The organism is Vibrio jasicida CAIM 1864 = LMG 25398 (genome assembly GCF_000400365.1).
Classification (GTDB): Bacteria; Pseudomonadota; Gammaproteobacteria; order Enterobacterales; family Vibrionaceae; genus Vibrio; species Vibrio jasicida.
On record NZ_BAOG01000256.1, the window covers coordinates 1 to 215 of the forward strand.

Annotated in this window: 1 pseudogene; it reads right to left on the reverse strand. The window is 41.4% G+C overall.

The features are described from left to right. Positions 1 to 37: 37 nt before the first annotated feature. Positions 38 to 215, reverse strand: a pseudogene (locus VJL_RS30445) (helix-turn-helix domain-containing protein); the annotation flags it as partial.

Here is a 215-nt window from a genome sequence, read left to right on the forward strand (position 1 = left end):
AGGTGCTTCAGTGGGTACTTACCTTTAAGAGTTAGAGCTATGACCGCTTTTTCTTTGTTCGACGGTTCTTTTCTTGCTCCAACTCTTCTAACTTTTTTAGAACAGCATTCTCAGTTCGTAAGTAGACCAACTCCTCTCTTAGCTCCTCAAGTGTCATTTCATTATCTGGTTTAGTGGTACGTTGAGGCTGCTGTTTCATTGAAGGTCTTCCTTTC